14 protein-coding genes are annotated in these 18,882 nt (G+C 67.4%); all 14 read right to left on the bottom strand.

Annotated features, from left to right (window positions below; all coding sequences use genetic code 11):
* Positions 1-20 precede the first annotated feature (20 nt).
* Positions 21-1,529, bottom strand: a complete 1,509-nt coding sequence (locus tag V2J18_RS11580; RefSeq protein ID WP_064749608.1) for a hypothetical protein — start codon at positions 1,527-1,529, stop codon at positions 21-23.
* Positions 1,530-1,665: 136 nt separating this feature from the next.
* Complete coding sequence (locus V2J18_RS11575) at positions 1,666-3,138, bottom strand: contractile injection system tape measure protein (protein WP_141233577.1); 1,473 nt, start codon at positions 3,136-3,138, stop codon at positions 1,666-1,668.
* Entirely contained in the window at positions 3,128-6,547 is a 3,420-nt protein-coding gene (locus V2J18_RS11570) for a baseplate J/gp47 family protein (RefSeq protein WP_336131852.1), read from the bottom strand. Before V2J18_RS11570 ends, V2J18_RS11575 begins: the two co-directional genes overlap by 11 nt.
* Positions 6,544-7,617 (bottom strand): tail fiber domain-containing protein, encoded by a 1,074-nt coding sequence (locus tag V2J18_RS11565; RefSeq protein ID WP_336131851.1) that lies wholly within the window; start codon positions 7,615-7,617, stop codon positions 6,544-6,546. The genes V2J18_RS11570 and V2J18_RS11565 overlap by 4 nt, the downstream gene beginning before the upstream one ends.
* Positions 7,618-7,651: 34 nt before the next feature.
* Positions 7,652-10,915 (bottom strand): baseplate J/gp47 family protein, encoded by a 3,264-nt coding sequence (locus tag V2J18_RS11560; protein ID WP_336131850.1) that lies wholly within the window; start codon positions 10,913-10,915, stop codon positions 7,652-7,654.
* 2 nt (positions 10,916-10,917) lie between these two features.
* Entirely contained in the window at positions 10,918-11,331 is a 414-nt protein-coding gene (locus tag V2J18_RS11555) for a GPW/gp25 family protein (RefSeq protein WP_064749603.1), read from the bottom strand.
* A gap of 1 nt (position 11,332) precedes the next feature.
* A complete protein-coding gene (locus tag V2J18_RS11550) occupies positions 11,333-11,620 on the bottom strand; it encodes a PAAR domain-containing protein (protein ID WP_064749602.1) in 288 nt (95 codons plus the stop codon).
* Positions 11,621-11,637: 17 nt separating this feature from the next.
* Positions 11,638-13,389: a type VI secretion system tip protein VgrG gene (vgrG, locus tag V2J18_RS11545; RefSeq protein ID WP_064749601.1), complete on the bottom strand. Its 1,752-nt coding sequence runs from the start codon at positions 13,387-13,389 to the stop codon at positions 11,638-11,640.
* Positions 13,386-14,147 carry a CIS tube protein gene (locus V2J18_RS11540; protein ID WP_064749600.1) on the bottom strand — a complete coding sequence of 254 codons (762 nt, stop codon included), beginning with the start codon at positions 14,145-14,147 and terminating at the stop codon, positions 13,386-13,388. Before V2J18_RS11540 ends, vgrG begins: the two co-directional genes overlap by 4 nt.
* On the bottom strand, positions 14,147-14,374 hold the full coding sequence (locus tag V2J18_RS11535) for a DUF5908 family protein (protein ID WP_336131849.1): 228 nt from the start codon (positions 14,372-14,374) through the stop codon (positions 14,147-14,149). The genes V2J18_RS11540 and V2J18_RS11535 overlap by 1 nt, the downstream gene beginning before the upstream one ends.
* Entirely contained in the window at positions 14,374-14,877 is a 504-nt protein-coding gene (locus V2J18_RS11530; RefSeq protein WP_336131848.1) for a phage tail protein, read from the bottom strand. Before V2J18_RS11530 ends, V2J18_RS11535 begins: the two co-directional genes overlap by 1 nt.
* 3 nt (positions 14,878-14,880) lie before the next feature.
* A complete protein-coding gene (locus tag V2J18_RS11525) occupies positions 14,881-15,312 on the bottom strand; it encodes a phage tail protein (RefSeq protein ID WP_064749596.1) in 432 nt (143 codons plus the stop codon).
* A 21-nt stretch (positions 15,313-15,333) separates the two neighbouring features.
* Complete coding sequence (locus V2J18_RS11520; protein ID WP_336131847.1) at positions 15,334-17,394, bottom strand: phage tail sheath C-terminal domain-containing protein; 2,061 nt, start codon at positions 17,392-17,394, stop codon at positions 15,334-15,336.
* A gap of 3 nt (positions 17,395-17,397) precedes the next feature.
* Positions 17,398-18,879, bottom strand: a complete 1,482-nt coding sequence (locus V2J18_RS11515) for a phage tail sheath family protein (RefSeq protein ID WP_064749594.1) — start codon at positions 18,877-18,879, stop codon at positions 17,398-17,400.
* Positions 18,880-18,882 lie beyond the last annotated feature (3 nt).

Raw genomic sequence — 18,882 nt, 5'->3', positions numbered from 1 at the left:
AGCCCGCCCGGCTTGCCGGGTTACGGCGAACTCTTCTTCCTCATCAGCAGGAAGACGATCAGCAACAGCAGCAGGATCAGCCACCACCATTTCTTGAACACGGCGCCCAGACCGCCCGGGTTGTTGCCGGGCTGACCGCCGTCGACCTTGGGCGGCGCGGGGCTGTACCACGTGCCCGTGCCGAGGGGCTGGAATCTCTGCATGGTCTCGTAGCTCTTGCCGAAGCCCTCATGGCCGGTGACCATCACGTCGAACACGCAATCCGCCTTGCGCACCGGATCGGTGACCGCCGCGCACGCGGCCTGCGCCACCGCCTCGGTCGCCGGCTGCACCGAGGTCTGGCCGGCCAGGTCGCAGGACTGCGGCGAGTTGCGCGGCCACTCGTCCAGGGTGAACGTCGCCGTATTGCTGCCCGACGCGTAGTCGAACAGGCTGCTTGCATCGGTGACCCGCCACGCATCGGCGAACTTCTCGTACAGGTCCTGGTAGCGCTGATCGATGGACTCGGGCATCGAGCCGAGCGACGTACCGTCGGGCAACGCCGGAATCCAACTGCCTTCGGGGACCACGCCCATCGTGCCCTGGGTCGCCGAGGTCTGGTACACGTTGACGTTCAGATACCAGACCTTCGGCCCGTCCCAGAACCGCGGGGTGACCACCAGTTGCGTACCGCGGGCGTCGATGATCTCGATCGCGCCATCGGCGGCCTTGCGGATGTGGCCGTCGATGCCTCCGATCGCGGCCCCCGACGTTGCACTGCTGGCGTTGAGTACGATGCCGGCATCGGTCAGCTGGACCAATTTGCCATTCACTCGCAGCTCCATGCCCTTGCGCGTTTCCTCTACGTTCGGATTGGGTTGCAAGGTGACGCGGCTGCTGCCGACGCGGGCCGCCACCGCGGTGTACACCGCGACGCAATGCGTGATGCCCGTGTAGGCGTTGGTGATCGGGATGGTGGCCGTGGGCACGGCGGTCTGACGCGTCTGGATTTCCAGCTTGTCGTCGCGCAGCGCGGTGAATTCGCCGGCGCTCTGGAAGTCGTAGTGGACGCCGTCGACGGTGGTCAGATGGGGGTCGCCCCAGCCGCCGCCTTCGGCCGTAACGTGGAACAGATAGGTGCCCTTGCACTTCTTGGCGGGGTCGGACGCATCGGAAGCCGTCAGACTGAACTGATCCTGCTCGCCCAGCGCCGCGGCCGTGCCGGCGACCGTGGTCTTGCCGTCAGGGGCCGCGGGCGAATGCACGACATCCGGCGCGGGCACGGTCACTGTCAGCCCGGCGCAGGTGAACGGGCCAGTCCCCGAGCAACTCAGGTTCCCTCCCCCGTTCTCGAACACCCAATAGGCATCCTTGTTGGTCTCTATGTCCGTGGCCGTGATCGCCTCGCCCGGCTTGGCCGCGTACGAGTACTGGAAGTCTGCGCACGGGATGGGCAGGTCCTGAGGATCCGCCCAGGCGACGGACGGGATGCCGCAGGCACCGACCATCATCAGGATCGCCGGAATGCCGAGCTCCCGGCTGCGTTTCATCGCTCTGGCTGATTTCATGAGTCACTCCTCCTTGGGCGTCGAATTACGTTGGCTGGTTTCATGGGTCACTCCGTATCGGACGCTGACGTTTTCGCACTGGATTTAAATCGCGCGCCTCGTGTCAGAACACCGTCGCCTAATCCAGCCACTGCACGAAAATCCTGTCGTTGAGCCACGGCAGCGAGATCACCCCGAAGCCCCAGGGCAGTCGCGCGAGCAGCACATCCTGTGCGCGACGTTCCACTGTCACGCGGTAGCCGCCCTCCACCGCCTCCAGCTTGCCCTCGCGCAGGAAGAACTGGCTGCGCAGCCATGCCGCCGAACTGCTGCGCAACGCCGTCCAATGGCCGAGTACGGCGTCGAGCAGCTCGGCACAGGCGGCGATGTCCTGTTCTTCGAGCCAGAGGCTTTCCAGTGGCGAGTCCAGCGCGATGCCGGTGAGCAGCTTGGCGAAGCCCAGTTCGTACTCCGGCGTCCGGGCAAGCCCGGTCGCGAGGTGACCCAGCAGTTGCGCACCACGCTGCCTCGCTCCCTCGTCGACGAAGCAACCACGTTCCAGCAAGCCGCGGTCGTCGAACAGCGCCGCGAGGAAGGGGTGCAACAGCAGGATGCCGACGCAGGGCAGATAGACCGCTTCCCCCATCGCGGGTTCGACTTTTCGTCCCGGCGCCTCGCGCCGCGGAGCGCCCGGGCCGGGGGCCGCCGGCACAGGCCTGCTCGCTGCGGGGGCGATCGATGCGCCCTGCCCCATGTCCTGGAGCGCGGCTTCGCACCACTCGCGCCAGGGCGCAGGCAAGGCGGAAGTCGTTACCGGCCTGATGACGGGGGGGCTTGCCTCGCCCGTGGATGCGCTCATGACATCGCTCCGATGCCGCGATTGCTCCATCGCCAGTCTGCAGCGATCGGCCAACAACGACTGGACCAGGGCCGCGCCGGAGACGGCGTCGCCTCGCGCCAGAGACCATCCGAGCACTGCGCTCCAGAACGCTTGACGCCAGCGCTGATACGCCGCCGGAGAGTCCGCGGGGAGCAGTTCGCGCAGCGCCGCGGTGCAATCGCGTGCCGCCCCGACGCCGGCGACCAGCGTCTCGAGGCGGGGATCGTCCAAGGCATCGATCAGGCGTGGCAGGATGCGCGGTTCCTCCTCGAACAGCGAACGCACCGCCTCGATGCGTCGCGCATCGGCTGCTTCGAAGAGGGGCGGCCAATCCGCGTCCGGCGCCCGTCTCCACCAAGGCAGTCTTCCGTGTCGCAGGAAGAACATGAAGGCTTCGAATTCCCCGCCGCCTTCCTCGCTTGCCTGCGCGCTGCGTTGGCGCTGCGCTTCCGCGGCGCGGCCTTCCAGTTGCCTCCCCAATTCGGCCAGCAGGCGCCGCTCGAACTCCGGCGCCCAGTCCGCGCCCTCGATCCGGCCCACGTCGATCTCCACGCGGTCCAGCCGCAGCAGTTCGTGCGCCGAGGCCACCGCATCGAACACCTGCTCCATCCCCTTGAGCAGCGGCTCGCGGCAGGCGCGGGCCAGTTGCTCCTGGATGCCCGGCGCTGCTCTGGCATCGCCGACCGTGAGCTCCATGACCTGACGCTGGATGCGGTGGCGGTTAGGCGTCATTGGCGATCGCATTGAGCGCCTCCACCAGGGCATTGCGCGCGGCGGATACCGCTGCGGCGGGTGCGCCCGGGACCAGCACCGTGTCCAACCAGGCGAGATACCGGGTCTCGAACGTGTCGAAGCTTGCCGGCGATGCGCTCGCCGGGGATTCGCGGTCCACCCAAAACACCTTGATCAACAGATGGGCAGGACAGCAGCGCTGGATCATTCCCTCTACGTGCCGCCGGAATTCCGAACTGCGGAAGCGGTCCGGCGTCACGGGGGTGCGCACGGCATCGGCGGGCGCGAGCGCGAAGTCGCGTGCATAGCCCGAGGGCAAGACCAGCGACAAGCGGTGGCTGTAGGGATCGCGCTCGCGTCCCTCGCCTTCCGGCAGCGACAGGAGCGCATCCGTGTTCGCGAGCGGCCGCAACAGCAGGTGCTCCAGCAGATACATCGTCTCGGCGCCGTACTCGCGATAGAGCATCGCGACCGCGGCCTCGATGCCCGCCCGGGCGAGAGCGGCGCTGGCGAAGGTTCCCTGCCCCACCGCCAGCAATATGCCCGTCGGGTCGCGCAACTGGATCGCGAACGTATTGCCGCCCGCGGGGACCGCGCGATAGTTCCATTCGTCCATCCCGTAACGCAGCACGCGGCCGATGGATTGCTCCGCCAGCGCCACGGCGCCGGCCGCCGTGGTGTCGTCGTAGCGCACGTCGCTGGCCAGCAGCACCGCGCCAGCGGGCATGGTTTCGCGAAGCCGCCAACGACGGCCGACGAACCCCGGGGGCGCGGGTTCGTCGAAGATCTCGAAGAAGTCGCCGATGGGGCGGAGCGCGCGACGTCGGCGCGCGTTCCGTATCCCGCTGTGATGGGCCAGCTTGCGCTCGAGCGGCGACAGGGAGGGCTCGATGCGCGCGGCGGCGAACAGCGCCGCCAGCGCCGGCGCGGCGGCGTTCGCTGCGACCAGCGAGACGAAGGTCTGGACACTCTCCGCGATCGCCTGAGCTGCGACGCCTGCGCCGTCGGTGAGCCGCAGGCGGAAAACGCCACTACCGCTGTCGAAGCCGATGTAGTTGCTGGTTCGCGCGGCGAAGGCCAGGGCGCGCTCGCCGGAGATCGCGGCCATGATGTCCGTGACCTCGGGAGCCGCGCCGCGCAACCGCGGCTGGCCGTCCGGGCTCAGCATCCAGCGGAAACCGACGCCTTCGGCCAGGACGGCAAGCATCCCTTCGTCGCGCTGGACGGGGTTGCTGAGCGCCTGCAGGCGCATCGCACTGAGTTCCGGCGTTTCGCGCAGCAGCGCGGATTTCAAGCGCAGCAGACGGGCATCGGCGGCTTCGCGTCGGTCTGCGACCCGTTGCTCCTGCTGCGCCGGCGGCAAGGCGCGTACGTCCAGTTCGGCGCGGGCCCAGCGATGCACCTCCTGCGCCAGTGCCGCGGCGTCCTCGCCCTGGCGCGCCAGCCGATGGTCCAGGATGCGATTGCGCCGATCGAGCAGACGCTCGCGGGTCTCCGCGGCCTGGCGCAGAGCACCGGCCACCGGGTTGTCCGGGTCGGCGATGAAGGCGGCCCAGTTGCCGCCGGCGGGGAACTGCCGTAGCAACCGCGGCGCGCCAGGCAGGTCGAACGGCGGGCGTGTGACGTAAGTCGTCCCGGCCTCGCCGTTCCCGGAATAGAAGCGGTTGATGTGGCCCAACTGCGCGGTCATGTCGCCCAGGAACTGCTCGAACAGGAGCAGATAGCCCTGGAGCTGACGCACGGCGGCGTGCCGCTCGGCGCTGGCGCTGTCCGGCAGCGCCGCATCGCCGGTGCCGAACAACGCCGGAAGATCCATTTGCAAGGGGGTGTATTCGTCCACCGGCAGGACGTCGCCGGATACCACCGGCCAGACGGGCGACGGAGCGTCCGTAAAGGCTTCATCCAAAGCCTGTGCCTGCATGGCTTGGAAGAGGCTGAGCACGCGCGCCGTGTCGTAGGCCACCTCCACATCGTTGCGCACGACGGTGATGCGCGACTTGGCCAGGCTCAGGCGCGGACGGTAGCGTGCGATCTGCACCAGGTGCAGGCAGTCCTCGGCGCCCGAGGTAATGGGCCGGTTGTTGATGAAGTTGGCCAGGGTCAGGTCGGTGACGGCGACGATGTCGCGCGCCGCCACGTCCTCCTGAGTGACCACGTCGTCGCCGCCACCGCCGCGGCGTTGCATGATCCGCCGCAAGATGTCGGAGGTGTAGATCACATCGGGTATCGCCCGGCCGCTGGTGGCGCGATCGAGGAAGCCCCGGCGCAGCAGCGGCCCGTCGTAGATCGAGTCGGGGTCGGGTTCGGCGACGCGACGCTCCGCCAGCGACTGGAAACGCACGTACGGCGACAGCATTGCGTCGATGTCCAGGAAGATGCGCGCCAACAGCGCTTCGACGTCGATGCCGCCGGTGACCTCAAGGCGGGCGTTCAAGGCGATTTCCTGCACGCGCGCCAGCCCGATGCGCACGGCCTGTTCGCCCAGGTTTCGCCAGCCGGCGACATAATCGGCCAGCTGCGCGACGGCGACGGCCGCCTCGCGAACGCGAATGGCGAAGCGCGACAGCGGCGCCCCGGGTAGGTTCGTTTCGATCGCCGCCCGTGCCGCGACCAGAATGGCCGGCACCACCAGGCCGGGCTGCGCGATCTTCTCCACCACGCGCAGAAGCACCCAGGCCTGCATGCTGCCGGGCGCCCCGGAGAGGTCCGTGTAATCCACCCGGATGCGTCCGAAATAGCTTTGGGGTTCCGGCAGCGCGCGCCAGAAAACTCCGGCATCGGGGAGCATGACGACGGCGTCGAGCGTCACGGGCCGATGGAAGGGCGCGGCCTCGATGTCGTCCCAGCAGGGCAACGCGACTTCGATATCCCAGGTATCGCCGGCCGCCAGCACCGGAAGCGGATAGGTATTGCTGTTGAGGTCGCGTTGGGACAGTTCTACCAGTACGTCGTAGAGCCCGGCGGTGCGCGAGCGCACCGGCGCGACGGGCGGCGGCACGAACGTGAGAGGGGGATCGGCATCGACTTCGTAGAAGGCGACCTCGTTCTGTCCGGGATGGAAGATCTGGGCGTCGCTCACCAGCGGGTGGTCGAGCAGGAGGGCGCGCAAATCCCGCGCATTGACCGGACCCACCGGCAGCACACGGTGCGCCGGTTCGTACTCCGCTTCGGCGTGCGCCTGGCCGCTGCGCAGCAGGTCGGCGATGTCGAGCTGCAGCTTCAGCCCCAACTCGGTGATGGCGTAGCTGGCCGCCTCGAGCAGCGTGATGCCCGGGTCGTGGACGTTGTGGTCCGTCCAACTGTCCTTGGCCAAGGCCCGGATCGATTGCATCCCGCCTTCGCGCAGCCTGGCGTAGTCCAGACTGATCCGGTCCGGCGGCGCAGCCGAAATGCGCAGCGTCTGGCTCATCGCGCAGCCTGCGACCTGGCCTGAGCCAGGGCGTGCTCCAGCGCATCGACCTTGTCGGCGAGTTGCTTGACGGCGTTGATGAGCACGAAGGTGAGCGCCGAAGGATTGAACACCCGCAGGTCCTCCATGCCGTCGGCGTTCGAGTCTGTGGGCAGTCTCTCCACGGTCTCGGGCAGGATCTCCTCGATCTCCTGGCCCAGGACGCCCACTCCCTGCTGGCCGGCGCGCGTGCCGGCCAGGCCGTTGTACCGATAGCGGATCGGACGCACGCGGCGAAGCTCGGCCAGGCCTGCGTCCAGATCACGGACATCGTCCTTCACCCGGGCGTCGGAGGTGAAGGCCCAAGCGCCGTTGCCGTCGTTCTTGAACGCACCGCCGGCCACCTGGAACACGGCGGCGCCCGACCCTGCCAGCTCGGACTCGGAGCCGACCACGACGTTGCCGTTGGTCGTGATGCCTAGGCGCACGGAGTTGCCGCCCTGGCGCAGGCTCAGTACCTGCCCGGTCGCTGCGTTGAGATTTACCGCCCCGGTATTCGACTGTCTCAACGCATAGCTGGAATTCACCGCGCCGACATTCGCGCCCAGCGCCTGATGTCCGAACAGCGCGAAGGAACTGAAGGCGGCGCCGCCGCTGCCGACCATGGCGTTGCCGAAGCGCGCCTGCTCGGCCGGCCCGGTGTTCGGGCCCAGCACCACTTCCAGCCTCGCCGCCGGTTCCGCCGCGCCGGTGTTGATGCCGACACGGCCGGCGCTGTAGGAGATCGCGCCGGCCGCGCCCACGGCCGCGAACCCGCCGCCTTCCCCGCCGCCGACGTTGCTCCAGCCGGCGCCATTGTTGACTTGCAGCTGGCCGCCGTTGAAGCGCAGCCCGCCGGCGATATTGGGCACGGCGCTGTCGCCCAGGCGCAGGCCGCGCGAGAGCATCAGCGTGCCGTCGGCGTCGAGGTCGAGGCCGTCGGTCGCCTTGTTCAAACAGCTGTCGATGAGGTCGCCGAACGCCCCCTGGTCCGGCCGATCGCCGTTCTTGAAGTAGGAGTTCTTCAGGAAGTCCCTTGTCTGGTTGCTCATAGGTCACCCACCCGCTCATGTTGATCTGGAGATTTCACGACACTTCCAAGCCGACTTCGAAATCGAGGCGGACGGTCATGTAGCCGATGCCGAGCGCCGTCACGCCCGAGCACACCTCCTCGCCGGGCGCCACGGCCGTGATGAGGTGTTGCGGATGTGAGACCAGGATCGCGTGCGCCTGCGTGGTGCCGGCCGACTCGAATGCGCGCCCGACGATGAAATCGTCGTCGACCCGCATCTCTCCCAAGCCAGGCTTCGGCCGTGCATGGACGATGAAGTCCTCGTCGATGACCATCGAGCCGATGCCCTCGGCCTTGGTTCCCGAGTACGTGTGGTAGATGCGCAGGCCGACGAGGTGGTCGACGTAATGGCGTCCCTCGATGAATGCGAGGATCTCGGAACGGTAGATGCGCGCGCCGAACGGGATGTCCTCGCCCACCTGGTACGCCCAGGGCGACAGGAAGCGGCGCAGGTCTTCGTTCAACACGCCGCTGTAGTAGCCCGGGTCGAAGCCGGGCCCGAACACGACCTTGGCTTCGACCCGAACGCGTTCGAACACCGGCCGGATCACATGCAGGTCCAGGAACGGCGTGCCGAGGCCGTCGAAGTAATCGGCGATGCGTGCCAGCAGGTCCTCGCCAGCGCGAGGCTCCAGCGGATTGGCGGCGCCGCCCCGGCGCAGGTTGGGCACCACCACCAGGGCCGCATGGCCTGCGCGAGCCCTGCCGTCCGCATCGGTGTGCGGCAGGCACTTGGCCTTGAACACTTCGGGGAAACGCTCGAGCGCCAGGCGCTCGATATCCCAGGGCGTGACAGGGCGCCGGCGGTGACGCAGCCGCTCGCTGGCGCGGCGAACGAAATCCTCGTTGCTTTCCGGCCCTCGCCCGTCGAAGGAAGGCCGCGGCTGGGTTATGGCGCGGATCGCCGCATTGCGCTGAACCAGCGCCTTGATCGAAGCGGCCGGCAAGCCTTGCCGCAGATGGGTCGCGAATTCCTCCAGCGGCGCAGCGCCCGGTTCGAAGCGGGCGGCAGCGGCCTGCGAACGGATCGAGAGCGTGCGCGCGGCGCCCCCGGGCGGCTTGTCGATGGATGCGCGCAGCCAGGCCAGCCCGGACGGCAGGCTCTGGTGCTCGAGCACGGCCGCGGCCGGCACATCGATGGCGATGATGCCGGGACTCTGGAACCCCAGTGTGGTGTCGATGAGCAGGGAACCCTCGCTCAAGGGGCGCCACTGATCGCCGGCGCCGAGATAGCTCCATCGCGTGTCCCCGGTGGCCAGCACGTCGGCAGACTCGGCCGTGCCGGCGTCGATCTCGAAGTACAGGGTCAGCGTGCCGGGCGGTTGCAAGCGGTCGATGCCCAGCAGCAACTCCGCGCGAGCGCTCAGGCGCGGCACCAGGCGAGCCTGTGCGGGGTCCGGGGCGCGCACGGCACCGTGCGGGCCGACCACGAAGTACGCTGCCGGCTGGTCGTCGTTGGGCACGAAATCGCCCGTCGCGTGGTAGTCCAGGGTCAGCGAACTCAATACTGGCGTGTATGGATCGCTGGGCAGCGGAACATTCGTGCCCGGCGGAGAAGTCGCCAGCTTGATGGCCTGGCGGGCATACCGTTGCGCGAACACCGGGTGGCCGAAAGCCTCGAAAGGCACCGCACCGGAGAACACCGCAAAATCGTCGCGCGTCGGTTCGCTCAGCACCAGGCGCGCGAAACCGGCGCGGCTCTGAGGTGCGAAGGTGTCGGGCACCTGCAGATCGGGCTGTTCGCGGTAGTCCAGCCCCTGAAACGCGAAGTTGAACGCACTGGCATTGGCTGTGATGGCGTTGACATCGGCGGTGACCGGCTCGAACAGCGTCTGGTTCACCAGCAGCCGGCGGAACGCCCGCTCGTGCAACAGGTCCACGCTGACGCGGAAATTGTTGGCGAAGGTGTCCGACAGGGTGTTGTTGACGGTGTCGAAGTAGCCGCGATAGTGATCGAACAGGTCGAGCGGCGGAGACTTCCACTCCAGGTTGAAGGTCAGCGAGTCCAATCTCTTCGAGAACGCCTCCTCGCTGCCCACGTAGAACACGCTGCCGATGCGCGGCTGGCTGCCGAACAGGGGCATGGGTTTGCCCGCATCCAGCGGGGTTTCGTCGCTTTGCACCACCAGGCCATGCAGCCCCGACACGCTCACTGCCAGGTCGATGCGCTCGACGGCGAAGCGGTCGAAGAGCTCGAAGGTCCCGGATGCGCCATTCACCAGGCAACGCAGCACAGGCCGGTCGCTGGTCATGCCGGCGCCGTGCAAGACAGGATCGAAGGGTACGATCGCGGGAGACGCCGAGCCCACGTCGATCGTCAGGTCAAGCGCAGGCTGCCCGGAGCCGGAATCGGCCACCAGCGTGGCCTCCACGCGATCCGGAGTGAGCCAGCCTTCCGCGCCGCTCATGGTCACCGCGACCGCACCGGTGAGCCCCTGCGTGCTGATCGGGGCGGCGCCGTCCACGCGCAGATGCGCGCGCAGCGTAATGCGACGCTCGCCCTCGGCGAGCCTGAGGATGGGCGCGGCCACGGCGAATCCCAGCGACGCTTCCTGCATGAAGCGCTGCGAGACATCGAGGTCCAGCTGCTGCCGCCCGAAGGTGTAGCCCCCGGGCCCTTCGAGCGCGGAGAATCCGTCGGCGACGAACACGCGACGATGGTGCTGGATGTCCTCCTCCACCACAACGCGGCGCACCTGCGCCACGACGGCGGCGTTGACCACGATCTCGTTCTGCAGGGCGTAGGCCAGTTGCCGGCCCGCACTGTCCTTGCCGCCGTCGAGCAAAGTGCCCGCGGGCAAGCGCGTCGCGGCCGCGTTCTGCGCCAGCTCGAAGACGGCGTGTACGCAGTCGCGCTCGGGTGCGCGAAGCAACAGGCCCAGCTGACGGGTGTAGTAGTGCAGCAGGTGGCGACGCGTCAGATCGTTGAGGTCGTCCTGCAGATGCTGGAACAGTCGGAGGAACGCGAGAAACAGCACCAGGTGCGGTGGCCAGTCCGAGCGCGAAGCCAGCAGCAGCTCAAGATCGCCGGCCGAGCGCATGCGGTCGGTGCCGGGCGCCAGCAGCGGCTCCAACAGAGCCTGCCAATCGCCGGTGGATTGGCCGGACAGGTCGTAATAGCGAACTTCCGCCGCCACGCGATGCGCATAGGCGAGCAGGTCGGAGAACGACCGCTCGTCCGGCACGACGTAGTCCGCCTCCAGCCCGGGCAACAAACGCTGCAACTGGTTGGCGCCGTCGGGCCGCAGCAGGTTTCCATAGCGGCGGAACAGGTCCATGGTCAGGCCTTCGCCTCCGCATGATCGAGGTAGAAGGGATAGACCAGGTTGGTGCGGGTATTGGTGGCGCGGATGGTGTAGTCCAGGCGGATCAGAATGAGCCCGGCCTGGTCGACAGCGGGGTCGAAGTCCACGCGGTTGAGTTCGATGCGCGATTCGTAGAACAAGATCGCGCTCTCGATCTCCTGCGCCAGGTACGACGCGAAGGACGTCGACAGCGGCTCGAACAGCAGGGCGTCGCGTTTCCAGCCGAAGCCCGGGCGCATCACGCGTTCGCCCAGTCCGGTGGACAGCAGGATGTCGAGGCTCTGGCGGATGTCGTCCTCGGCCTCCGCCATGGCGACGCTGCGCCCCTGGTTGCCGAACGTCACCGGAAACGACCAGCCCTTGCCGAGGAATTGAGGATTGTCGGCCACCTCAACCTCCGATCATCACAGTGAAGCAGCCCACGACGAGACTGCCGCCGTGCGCGGTGCTGTCGCCCAGGCGCGCAGCCGGCATGCCCGCGATCATCACGCTGCCGCTGCCGGCCACCACCACGTCCGGCGGTCCGGTGCAGGTCAACATGTCGCCCACCCGCAGTGCGGGCTGGCCGCCGATCATCACGGTCGGCGCCCCGGGCAATGCCGGCCCGCCCACGTGCGGCACCGTACCGGTGACCATGGGGCAGACGTGCATGTCGTTGGCGCGCGCAGCGGGCGGCATGGCAGTCGATCCGTTCCTCAGTTGATCATCACCATCGACCCCTTGAGGGTCAGGTTTCCGCTGCTGGAAACCTCGGCCTTGGCCTGCGCCTTGGCTTCCAGCGTCGTTTGGGACTCCAGGGCGATCTTGTTGGCCTTGGCCTCCAGCTTGGTCTTGGCGGTAAGCGCCACGGCCTTCTTCGCGCTTTCGATGACCACGCCCTCCTCGCCCAGCACCAGCTTGTTGCCGTGCTGGTCCTCGAGCGTGATGCCGCCGTCCTCGTCGCTGAGGACGATACGGTTCTTGCCGGGAGTCCTCAGCGTCATGACTTTCTTGTCGTCGTCGAACTCGAGCGTGAGCCCGCTGCGCGACACGTAGGCCTTTGTATGGTTGTCCGCCGTGGCTTCGAGCGGCGGCGCCTTCTTGCGGCTGTGGAGCATGCCGAGGATCACGGGCTGCGAGGGGTCGTCATGGAAGAAACCCAGAACGACTTCGTCGCCTACCTCGGGCCGGAAGAACGTTCCGCGCTTGTCGCCCGCATCCAGGGTGGCCACGCGCGCCCAAACGCCCTGCTCGCCCATTCCGGCCAGCGGCACCTTCACCCGCACCCGGTGCTCCTTGCCGGGGTCGTCGGCCAGTTCGCTGACCACCCCGATCTGCAGCCCATGCACGGCGGCCGCGAGTCCCGCGGCCGGCAGGTGGTCCATCGCCACGCGCGCAGCATGCGGCTCGCGCGGCAATCCGAACTCGGCATCGGTGATCCATCTGCCGGAGCTGAACTCGTGACGCACCCCGGTGACATAGACCTTGCCGTTGAAGCGTTCTCCCAGGCGCGAGAGTTCCAGCAGTGCCCCGGGCTTGACGGCAGTCAGGCCGACGAAGCGAACGCGGCCGCGAGCGGCGGCCAGCCGGGCCCGCAATAGCGCGCCGTCGGCCCATTTCTGCAACTGATCGTTGGCCAGGCTGCCGCCGTGCCACAGCACGTCCTCGGTGCGGCCGGCGGCGGCGCTCAACTTCGACGCGCCCAGGTTGCCGTTGCCGCTCCAGCCCGGGTCCTTCGCGCTGGCTTCCAGCAGCGTCTGCTCCGCCGGGTCCCATGCCACCGCGCGAACGGCGCCGGACTGGGTGCGGGCGTCGATCTCCGCATCGAGTTCGAGCACCGTGAATCCATAATCAAGCGCTGCCGCCGGCGGGTCGTCCAGCGTCGGCTTGACCGTGGCCACCTTGCCTGCGTCGGCGAAGCACAGCTGTCCCGCCGCCTCGACGCGGCTCACGAGGAAGTCCCAGTCGCTGGACTGATACTGCAGCAGCTGCGGATGGCTTACGTCGCTGCTCGCGACTTCGCCCGCGCTCACGCCGGAGCCGGGATACTCGCCCAACAGCTTCTTCGCCACATCGCTGTCGCTCATTTCCTCGAAATAGCGGTTTCGTCGCACCAGCGTCATGACGAACACCGGGTCGCGGCATTCCACTTCCAGCCAGGACGCGCCGTCGCGGGACACGATCCGCTGGGTCAGGATGACGCCGCCGAAGATGGCTTCCGTTTCGCCGTGGTATCCGGCCGCGATCTGGATCTTGTTGCCCGGCACGAACAACTCGCCGGTACTGCGCATGAAGTCTCCGCGCGCCGCGTCGCCGTCGCCGATACGCAGGCGGGCATAAGGCACACGGTTCGCCTGATTGACCACCTCCACGCCTTGCAAGGCCACGGTGCGCGGAAGCTCGGCGCCGTCGACCTGCACGGTCAGCGTGATGACGTCGGTGGGGCGAGTGATGGGCAGCGCACTCATGCCTTCACCCCCACCGGGGGGAAAGCGACCCGGCTGGCCGGGCGCAGGCGGCGGAAATTCACCAGCTTGTTGACGCGGGCGACCTCGAGATACAGCTCGGGCTTTCCGTAGATGGCGTACGCCATGGCCGGAAGAGTGTCGCCCTCGCGCACGTCCCGCAGATGCGTCAGATCCGGCGAAGTGGCGTTTTTCTTGCGCTCCGCCAGCGACCTGGGGACGTGCTCGCAGAACGAACAAGCGGCAATGGCGCGCAGCGGCGTGCCGTCCGGCTTGAACAAGGTGTAGCGGTAGCTCACCGAGGTCAACACGCAGGGGAATACCAGCGCGCCCCAGACCAACAGCAACTCGCGCGGCCGGTGGATGGTGCCGTCGAACGCATGTACCAGGCGGTCGAACTTCTGGATCTCGTCCATGACCACGAACTTCTTCGGTCCGGACAGCGCTGAGGCGATGGCGCCCACCAATGGAATGTCGCCGAGCTCCGAGGGCTCGGGCACGACACCGGTGCCGTCGAACAGGAATTCGAAGGAAAGATTCGCCGGAGGCGTGTTGTTGTAGAGCGCCTCGGACGCCGTATCGCCCTGCCCCGTCTGGCGCGAGTAGTTGATCAGCTTGTTCAGCGTGTACGTGCCCGGATTGACCTGGACCACGTACGTGTCTTCCGGACTATCCGACGGGACGGGTTTGTCCTCCGGACTGGCCGCCGGCTTGAACGCGCGCAGCGTGAGCTTCTCGAGCTTTCCTTTCTCGAACAGCATCAGCGTTCTCCCTTGCGTTCGAGGATGCGCATGACTTCGCGCACACAGACCTGCACCAGGTCGCCGTCGGCGGGCGCGGAATCCGCGTGGGCGCCGGGTGCTCCGCCCTGATCCTGGCCGTCTTTGCCCGCGGGGAGACCGCAGTTTCCCGGCCCACCGCCCCCGCCCCCGCCCGCGGCGGGATCCACCGTGGCGCGAATCACCAGTTCGCGGATCTCGATGGGCATCAGAAGCTCACCCCCACGCTGCCCGAGAGCGCCGCAGCCGCATCCAGGGCCACGCTCGCCGGGTCGTAGTACTTGAAATACTGGTACTGCAGGGCCAGCGATTCGATCAGGATCTCGTTGCTGCCGGCATTGATGCCCGCAATCTCCAGGCGCTTGGGAACGGCTCCGGTCACATACCAGTTGTAGAGGGGCAGATGCTCCTCGTCGAGCAGCGAGATCATCAGGTTGACGGGCTTGTACTCGAACTGCTCCATGGCCTTGCGCGCCCAGTGCAGCACCCCGGACCCCATGAACTTGCCGCGCTTGAGCGTCAGTTCGCCGAACTGCAGGCTCTTGGGCAACTGGTGGGCGTAGCGGTTCTCGCCTCCTTCGGGCCAGCTCTCGAATTCCGTGCTCACGCTGAGGCCCGACACCTCTTGCCAGCGCGTGTCGTAAGGGAACTGCGGCAGCAGCTCGAAGACCACCAGGAAATGGAATCCCGGATGCGGGTAGCTCAGGTCCATGGATCAGCCGTTCGCCATGGTCAGGCCCTCATGGGCCAGCACCAGCGTCTCGATCGCGCTCTCGTTGCCCGAGGAGTTCAGATCGGTGGATGTCACTTTCGTTGGCCACGCGTTCTTCACCTTCCAGATCACGACCGGGTCGTGGTTCTCGTTGAGCAGGCTGATGGTGATGTCGCGGCGCTCGATAGTGTTGAGCGACACCGAGTCCCACCAGGCGTAGAACTCGTTGTCGTTCGCGAAGATGCCGCGCTTGAGCGTGAGGTCGCCGAAGGTCTGCATGCCGGGCATGCGGATCTTGTGATACTCCGGGCTCGCGCCATCGCGGTATTCGATCTTCTCCGTGGTCACTTCCAAGCCGGTGACCTCGGTGAAGCCGATGCGGGTGCCACCCCACTCCACCTCGAAGTGGAATTTCGGCAACGGATACTCAGCCATGTTCTCGTCTCCCTGCAGAAGTTAAGAGGTCTGCATCTTGTGCGCGAAGCGCAGCACGATGAATTCGGCCGGCCGGACGACCGCCATGCCGACCTCCACGATCATCCTTCCCTCCAGGATGTCCTGGGCCGTCATGGTCTCGCCCAATCCGATCTTCACGAAGAACGCCTTCTGCGGAACCGAACCGGCGAGCGCGCCCTGCCGCCACTGCACCGTCAGGAAGTTCTCGACCATGGCGCGAACCCGCACCCAGGTGCCGCGGTCGTTGGGCTCGAACACGAAGACCTCGGTGGCCTTCTTGATCGATTCCTCGGCCATGTTGAAGAATCGGCGCACGGGCACGTAGCGCCATTCGTTGTCGTTGCCGGCCAGGGTCCGGGCGCCCCAGACCAACGAGCCCTTGCCCGTGAAGGTGCGGATGGCATTGATGCTCTTGCCCGTGCTGGTGACGTTCAGATCCTCCTGCGCTTTGTCGTTGATCTTCACCGCCACGCCGCTGATGTCGGCCACCGACACGTTCGCCGGCGCCTTCCACACGCCTCGCGTGCGGTCCACGGCCGAGTAGACGCCGGCCACCGCGCCCGAGGGCGGCTGCAGGGTCATGACGCCGTTGACCTGCTCGAGGATGTTGGCGAACACGGGATGCCTCTCGAACAGCCGGTTCTGCGCCTCGTCGGCCAGAAACTCCACGCTGGCGAAGATCGCAAGCACCGCGGCGGCCGGCCGCTCGAACAGCCCGCGCAGCGCCGAGGCCGCATTCAGCGCCGTGGCCCGCACGGTGGCGCCACCGAACGCGTCGGCACTGGCGGCGATGGCGCCCGCATTGGCGTTGGGTGCGATCCAGGGCGAACCGTTCAGAGCGGCGTAGTCGCCCTCGACCTCGGCGATCCCGCGCGTACCGGAGATCGATCCCATGACGTCCGCGTTCTTTTCGTAGGCGATCAGCGCCGAGATGCCGGCCGCGAGCTCGGAGTCGTTGCTCAGGTCGGTCACGGCGAGATTGACCGATGCAGGCAGCGACGGCGCCGCAGTCTGCAGTGCGCGCAGCGCCAGCGCCACGGCACGGACCAGGAGCACCAGGTTGGCGAAGCGCTGGCGCACCGTGGCGGCCGCAGTGGCGGCGTCCGTCTGCCGCAGCAGATCGAGGAGCCTGGCATAGTGTTGGCTGAGTTGTCCGAAGTTCGCGCGCGTGAGCGTGAGCGGGTTCGGTCCGGCCATGGCGGAGACGTTCACCGTGCCCACGACGGTGGTCGCGGCGGTATCGGCCGAGCGCGTCGCGGTGACGAGGCCGTCGATCGTCGTGTCGCCAGTCAGCGTGTTGATGGTCCCCGCGGGAATGGCCGCCAGCGCCGGGGTGACCAGGTTGAGTTGGCGGAAGTCCACGTCCGGCCGGTAGATGGTCCGGACCCAGGGGTAGTAGGCGGCTCCGTACCGCAGGGACGACGTGCCCACGTTCTGGCGGAAGTTGCCGACCGGGTCCAGCGCCAAGGACACCGGCTGGTCGCCCTGCACCAGGTCCATGATGACGAAGCGGTCCTGCAGCTTCTCGCACTGGGCCAACGCCGCAACCTGCAGCGATCCCATCTCAGCGGCGCTGAGCGAGACGCCGTCGGGGAACACGAGCAGCGTCGGGTCGTCCACGGCCTCTACGCGCGACAGCCCGCCGAGCAGGCCGGCGGGCGTGGTGGTATTGCCGAGCGCCGGCGCATCCGCGTACGACCCCACGGAAACGACATAGCACGGGCCTCCGCCGTTGGCGTAGAAATGCCGCAGGGCGGTGGCCAGGTAGTAGCGTCGCTCGACGTCGGCCGCGTTGCGCGGCGACACCGCGCCAACCAGGTTGCCGGCAGCGGTGTCCACCACGACCCGATAAGCGGCGGGCGTGTATTCGCCGCCATATGATTGCTGATAGTCGAGCAACGAGCGGATGCGCGTGGGTACGAAGCGAAGATCCTCGCCCGCGGTGCTCTGCGCGCGCTCGCTGTAGCCGATGAATACCGGCACGGCGGTTTCCACCGCCACGACGGAGGGCGCCAGCGTGGAGATCTCCTCCACGTGTACACCTGGTGTCTTGTACGGCATGGGTCAGGCCTCCTGCATCTTGTGCGAGAAACGCAGCACCACGAACTCGGCAGGCCTGACCACCGCCATGCCGATCTCGACGTTCATGCGCCCTTCGAGGATGTCCTGCGCCGTCATGGTGGAGCCCAGGCCCACGTTCACGTAGAACGCGTCGCCCGGTTTGGCGCCGGCCAGCGCGCCTTCGCGCCACTGGATGACCAGGAAGTTCTCGATCATCGCCTTGACCTTGGCCCAGGTGCCCGCGTCGTTCGGCTCGAACACGAACGGCTCTGTGGCCTTGCGGGTCGACTCTTCGACCATGTTGAAGAAACGCCGCACGGACACGTAGCGCCATTCGTTGTCGTTGCCGGCCAGCGTACGCGCGCCCCAGACCAGGAAGCCCTTGCCGCTGAACAAGCGCAAAGCGTTGATCGCCTTGCCGCTGGGCTCCACGTTCATGATGTCGTTGAGGTCCTGATCGATGCGCACGCTCAGATCGATCACCGACGCCAGGCTCTGGTTGGCCGGCGACTTCCACACGCCGCGCGTACGGTCCACGGTGGCATAGATGCCAGCCATCGCGGCGGCGGGCGGCAAGGTGACCGTGAAACGAGCCAGCTCGTTGCGCGCGTTGCCGTAGATCAACGGGCTGGAATTGGGCGCGCCGCCCTTGAGCGCGGCCAGGGTCATGCCGTTGTGCGGGCTGGGCCGGTCCACGGTTCCATCGTCGTTCCGGCGCGCGACCTGCGTGACGGTGATGCTGGACTCGTCCCAGTTCCAGGCCATGGTGGTCCGGATATGCGGGTGGTAAGCCGCGCCGTACTTCAGGTTGCTCGTGCCGATGCCGTTGCGGAAGGCGGCGATGCCCTCGCTGCCCGGCTGGTTGCCGTCCCACAGATCGCAGATCAGGAAGCGGTCCCCCAGCGTGGCGCACTGGTTCAGGGCCTGCACCAGCACCGAGTGATAGGCGGCGCGCGTGGCGGCGAGGTTGGCGGCGACCTCGGCGGGGTTGGCGCCGGGCGCGGGCCGCATCCCGCTCAGGTCGGGAAAGACGATCAGCGTGGGCTCGTCTTCGCGCGCCAATGCCTCCAGCCCCGCCACATGCGCGTCCACGATGTCGTTGACCACGGCGCTGGCGGCATAGGTGCCTACGCTCACCACGTAACAGCGGCCGCCGCCATTGTCGTAGAAGTGCCTCAGCGCGTAGCCCAGGCGAAACCGCGCATTCGGTCCCTGCCCCGGGTCGGCGGCGGGCGCGGCCACCCGGCCCTCCTCGTCCAGCGAGATGGCAAACCCTCCGATGACCGGGGGCAGGCCGAAGATCTCCTGGAACTCGAGCAGCGAATTCACCGCCACCGGACGGTTCAGGAGGTTGTTGCCCTTGTACTGGGCGTTGCGCGTGTAGCCGAAGAACGCGGGGATCGCGGTTTCGACCGGCACCACGGACGGAGGAAACTTCGACTCCTCCACGATGTACACGCCTGGAGTTCTCAGATTCAGAGCCATGGG

Origin of the sequence: Lysobacter firmicutimachus (assembly GCF_037027445.1) — a bacterium.
Lineage (GTDB): Bacteria > Pseudomonadota > Gammaproteobacteria > Xanthomonadales > Xanthomonadaceae > Lysobacter > Lysobacter firmicutimachus.
The sequence above is the reverse complement of the archived record's forward strand: the minus strand, read 5'-3'. Positions and strand labels throughout refer to the sequence as shown.